Origin of the sequence: Nocardiopsis sp. TNDT3 (assembly GCF_003427465.1) — a bacterium.
Lineage (GTDB): Bacteria > Actinomycetota > Actinomycetes > Streptosporangiales > Streptosporangiaceae > Nocardiopsis > Nocardiopsis dassonvillei.
This window is the reverse complement of sequence record NZ_QPFC01000828.1, coordinates 1-4,270: the sequence shown is the minus strand read 5'-3', so window position 1 is coordinate 4,270 and position 4,270 is coordinate 1. Positions and strand designations below refer to the sequence as shown.

The following is a 4,270-nucleotide window of genomic DNA, read 5'->3' as shown; positions in this document are numbered from 1 at the left end:
GCCTCTGCCGAGCCCGCCCAGGAGCGCGCGGCCCAGCCCGAACCGCCGTCCGAGTCCCCGTCGGCCCCGCCCCCGGTGGAGGGGGTCGTCCGGGAGCAGGTGCTCGCCGACCTCTCCCCGAACTCCGCGCCGCAGGCCGCCGGAGCCTTCACCCCCATGCGCACCATGGTGGTGCTCATGGTCGTCATCGCCGTGGTCGCCGCGGGCGCGGGCCGCGCCGCCACGCGCTCCTCGGGCTGACCGGCTCCGGGGGCGGCGCCGTGACGGGCGCCGCCCTCGGAGTGACCGGTCCCGGGTGAACGCCCCGGAGCGGCCCGCGCCCGACCCGACCGCGCCCGCATCTGCCCCGACCGCGCCTGGCCCGACCCGGCCTGACACGGCCGTCCGCCAGCGCCCGGAGACGGCAGACGGGCCCCGCACGCGGCCCCCGAGGACGCGTCCGGGGCCCGTCGGCCCGCTTCCCCCTACTGAGGACTGAGTGAGGCGTCGATCCGCTCGAACCCGGCCAGCGCGTCCTGGATCGCGCCCGCGTCGTGCGCCAGGGCCCCGTTGTAGGGGTTGCCCAGGTAGAACAGCAGCAGGATCGTGGCGAACACGAACACCAGGTTGGCCGACGCCCAGAAGTAGGCCACGGTCGAGCCCCGCCGGATCATGGCGAAGGGCAGCACCGCCACCGCGATGGCCGACAGGGCCGCGATGCCGTTGAGGACGGACGGGATGCCGTCCCCGGCCGCGTCGGCGCGCTCGATGCGCGCGTCGCTGAGTTCGGCCAGCTCCTGGCGGGCGGTCAGGCGGTCCAGGCCGTCGCCGGTGTCGGACACCGACAGCGCCCGCACCGACGCGGCCAGGTCGGCCAGGGCCTCGTCGCCCTCCTCGCTCAACTCGCCCTCGGCGCGCATCATCGGCCAGTCCTTCTCGGCGACCGCGCTCATGTAGGCGCGCAACTGCTGGCGCACCGTCTCCGCCTCCTCGGCGGGGAGGGTGGTGGTGCTCCAGTACAGGGCGTCGGCCGCGCTCGTCTCCTCGGTCAGCCCGTCCCCGGCACCGGTGAAGTTCTCCCAGCCGATCACCACACCCATCGCCGCCGCCGCGAGGTAGAGCGCGAGCACACAGGGGGCGACGACCACGCTGACGGCGCCCCCCGAGGATTCGTCGTCGACGCGGAACCTGCCTACGGCGAGGACCGCGCCGCCGACCATGGCGGCCAGGACGGCGAGGACGGTCAGCATTGTCATCATGGGGATTCCCAGCGAAGAAGGAGGAGGGACCGGCAGCGAACGCGTCCATCCGTAGCACGCGCGGGGCGGCCTTCCCAGCGGAAAGCAGGAACGTCCGCAAATGTCCCCCCGGCGTGGTGACCAGCGCGGACGTCCTCCCCTCCCGGTCGGCTCCCGGGGTTACAGCGGCGCTCCCATCGCGTGGTACCCGCCGTCCACGTGCAGCGTCGTGCCGGTGACGGCGCGCGCGGCCGGGGACATCAGGAACAGCGCGGGACCGGCGACCACGGAGGCGTCCTTGGTGTCCCAGCCCAGCGGCGCGGACTCGGCCCAGCCGTCCGCGATCTGGTCGAACCCGGGGATCGAGCCGCCCGCGAGGGACTTGACCGGCCCCGCGCTGATGGCGTTGACCCGGATGCCGTCGCCGCCGAGGTCGCGGGCCAGGTACTTCGTGGAGTTCTCCAGCACGGCCTTGGCCGACCCCATCCAGTCGTAGACCGGCCAGGCCCGGGAGGCGTCGAAGGTCAGGGAGACGACCCCGGCGCCGTGCGGGGCGGCGGCCATGAGCTCCCGGAAGCCCACGGCGAGCGCCTTCAGGGAGTACCCCGAGACGTGGATCGCGGTGGCCACGTCCTCCCAGGAGGTGTTGAGGAAGTTGCCGCCCAGCGCGTCGCCCGGGGCGTAGGCGATGGAGTGCAGCAGCCCGTCCACGTGGTCCCAGTGGGCGGCGACCTTGCCCGCCGTCTCGGTGACCTGCTCGGGGTCGGTGACGTCCATGGGAAGGATGTCCACGGGTTCGGCGGGGAGGCGTTTGGCCACCCGCTCCAGGATGGACAGCTGCCTGCCGGGCGGGTTGGTCAGGATCACCTGGTGGCCCTGCTCCATCGCCTCCTCGGCGATCGCGTAGGCGATCGAGGACTGGGTGGTGATGCCGGTGATGAGGAGGTTCACCTGGGTTCCTTCCGCGCGTAGGTGCTGGCAGGAGGAACGTACCGGTGCGCAGGAAGGGCCGTCACCGGCGAATCGGTACAAGGTTCGGGCCCGGATTTTGAAACCCCGGGAGGCGGGCGGTACCCGTCGGCCCCGGGACCCGCCGTGAGGAGCGCGTCCAGGTCGGGAGAGGTGTTCACCGCCCGGCGTGCCCGTCGGACCGGCCGGAAGCGCGGTCGGGGCGGTCGATCTCGAACCAGACGGTGGTCCGGCCGCCCTCGTGGAGCGTGCCCCACCGGCTGGCCTGCGCGGCGACCAGGCGCATCCCCAGCCCGCCCACGCGCAGCGGGTCGGCGGGCCGCACGCACGGTGTGGTGACGGCGTCCTCGCCGATCGGCCCCTGGTCGGTGATCTTGACCTGTACGCGGCCGGGGAGCCGGTGCACGCTCACGATGACCTCGCCCCCGGACAGGCCGCTGCGCGTGTGCGCGATCGCGTTGTTGAACACCTCGCCGGCCAGTTCCTGGGCCGCTTCCCTCGCCAGCGGCGGCAGGGCGGAGAGGGCCGAGACCCTGTGGCGCACCAGGGCGGCCTGGTCGGGACGCCCCGCGACGATGAGCGCGGTGCCGAGGCTGCTCCAGCGCTGGTCCAGCACCAGGGGTGCCCTGTCGCGGGGTTCCACTCCCCTGCGGGGCAGGGGGAAACGCCCGGTGCCGCCGCCGTCCTGGAAACCGGAACCCGAACCGCCGCGACGCGATTGCATGCTTGTCACTGATCCCAACTGAAATCACCATCCTCCGGAACATAGTCACGAACAGCCCGCAATTACCTGCGGGTTCGTGACCTGTATCCACCCTCGCCACAGGGCCCGGGATATCTCCAGCGTCTGTCGTTTTCCGGAGAACGGATGACAGGGAGCGCAACGGCTCTGTAAGTTGTGCAGGGTGACGCAAGATCACTTCTCCTCCCTGCTCACAACGTTTCGCGATTTCTCCGGGAGAACGCAGAAACAGCTGGCCTTCGACATGGGCACGTCACCCGCGTCCGTGTCCCGGTGGGAGTCGGGGAAGTTCACGCCCAGGGTGGAGACCGCCGAGGCCCTGGACCGGATGCTCAAGGCGGACGGCAGGCTCCTCAAGGCGTGGCGCAAGCAGACCTCGGGGACGGAGCTGCCGGTGTGGCAGCTGAACGTGGCCCGGTTGGAAGAACAGTCCGTGGCCATCGACTTGCTGTTGCCAGCTTTTGTACCGGGACTGCTTCAGTGCGAGCAGTACGCCCGACTGGTGTTCAAAGACGGCCAACCTCTGGTTTCGGACAGTGAGGTCAACAGGTGGGTCGCTTCTCGGTGCGGTCGGCTCAAAGTACTGCGCGAACATCACCATGACCCGCTGGTGACCGCTGTTTTCCCACACAGCGCCCTGACCTGCATACCCGACCAGGTGCGGCGGGAGCAGGCGTCGCACCTGTTGCGACTGATGGAGGAAGGCGGGATCGAGGTCTATCTGCTCCCTCCCGGGGTCTTCATGCTGGGAGTGACCGCGCCCATCCAACTCTTCCGGCTGGCAGACGGGGGCGTCGCCGTCTCCAGCGACTACATCGCCGGAAACGTCATCCTGGAGTCAGACAGCCATCCACGCGTGGAGGCGCTGGTAAGAAAAGGTCTAGCGTCCGCGCTGCCCGCCAGAGAATCCCGGCAGCTGTTGAGGGAGTTGGAAGCATCATGAGCAACGAGTGGCACAAGAGCAGCTACAGCAGCAACGGAAGCCAGTGCGTCGAGGTCCGCGAACACGCCTCGGGCGCTGACGTCCGCGACACCGTCCACCGCGAGGCCGGGCACCTCACCGTCCCCGGGGACCAGTGGGTGGCGCTGCTCAGCGGCCTGCGTTCCGGCCTGTAGCCGCCTCTAACCGCCTCCAGCCCCCGCGCCCGCTCCGGCCGGGGGCTTTTTCCTACCCAAAAGACCCCAGGAAAAAATCCTCAAAACCAATCATTCCGGACAATGGAAAAACCTGGCCAGCCAGATTTTTCCCTCCCCATCCAAGCCGCTGACCAGCGCATACGCACCCCCCACGCACCTTTTCCGAACCCTACTCCCCCGTAGCGTCCTCCACCCCTCCATCAAC

The 4,270-nt window shown here is 70.3% G+C and carries 6 protein-coding genes; 3 read left to right on the top strand and 3 right to left on the bottom strand.

The genetic code is table 11. From position 1 onward, the window contains the following. Nucleotides 1-240 (top strand): hypothetical protein (locus tag DQW06_RS20110; protein WP_157983512.1); only part of this gene is annotated, 240 nt, incomplete at its 5' end. Nucleotides 241-464: 224 nt separating this feature from the next. Here DQW06_RS20110 and DQW06_RS20105 read toward each other — a convergent pair. From DQW06_RS20105 to DQW06_RS20095, 3 genes are all read right to left on the bottom strand, one after another. Continuing rightward, nucleotides 465-1,238, bottom strand: coding sequence for a DUF4239 domain-containing protein (locus DQW06_RS20105; RefSeq protein WP_013155135.1), 774 nt, complete (start codon nt 1,236-1,238; stop codon nt 465-467). Nucleotides 1,239-1,397: 159 nt separating this feature from the next. Then, nucleotides 1,398-2,168: an enoyl-ACP reductase FabI gene (fabI, locus tag DQW06_RS20100; RefSeq protein WP_013155136.1), complete on the bottom strand. Its 771-nt coding sequence runs from the start codon at nt 2,166-2,168 to the stop codon at nt 1,398-1,400. A gap of 175 nt (nt 2,169-2,343) precedes the next feature. Then, nucleotides 2,344-2,910 (bottom strand): ATP-binding protein, encoded by a 567-nt coding sequence (locus DQW06_RS20095; RefSeq protein WP_013155137.1) that lies wholly within the window; start codon nt 2,908-2,910, stop codon nt 2,344-2,346. Between the two features lie 181 nt (nt 2,911-3,091). Between DQW06_RS20095 and DQW06_RS20090 the strand changes: the two genes are divergently transcribed. Both DQW06_RS20090 and DQW06_RS20085 read left to right on the top strand, forming a co-directional pair. Continuing rightward, nucleotides 3,092-3,871: a helix-turn-helix transcriptional regulator gene (locus tag DQW06_RS20090; protein ID WP_117199105.1), complete on the top strand. Its 780-nt coding sequence runs from the start codon at nt 3,092-3,094 to the stop codon at nt 3,869-3,871. Next, nucleotides 3,868-4,044 carry a DUF397 domain-containing protein gene (locus tag DQW06_RS20085; protein WP_117199104.1) on the top strand — a complete coding sequence of 59 codons (177 nt, stop codon included), beginning with the start codon at nt 3,868-3,870 and terminating at the stop codon, nt 4,042-4,044. The genes DQW06_RS20090 and DQW06_RS20085 overlap by 4 nt, the downstream gene beginning before the upstream one ends. Nucleotides 4,045-4,270: the final 226 nt, after the last annotated feature.